The organism is Parendozoicomonas sp. 2304DJ65-17 (genome assembly GCF_058148445.1).
The window spans coordinates 1-237 of record NZ_JBYVJV010000121.1 but is presented as its reverse complement, the minus strand read 5'-3'; the positions used below and the strand labels follow the sequence as shown (position 1 = coordinate 237).

1 protein-coding gene is annotated in these 237 nt (G+C 42.6%); it reads left to right on the top strand.

Translation table 11 applies throughout. The annotated features are described in order from the left end of the window. Nucleotides 1-237: hypothetical protein (locus ACY2RR_RS24745; protein WP_490110857.1), on the top strand; the 237-nt coding region annotated here is incomplete at both ends.

The window sequence follows — 237 nt, the reverse complement described above, 5'->3', positions numbered from 1 at the left end:
GCGCCCATAAATCCAAAGCCTTAGGGAAAGCATTTTTCCGTAATACCTGTGTTGAAGATATTGTTCGCGAAGCGGGAGAGTGCTTGCAGATTAAGCATGTGCAGGAGCTCATTGCGGAATATCTGGAAGATATTTTGGATAAACACCCAAACTTGAAGAATCGAAGCAGTGATACTCAGCTGTCGTACATCGCTGAATTAATAAAGAGAGATTTGGCTCACTACCTGGATAGTAAAG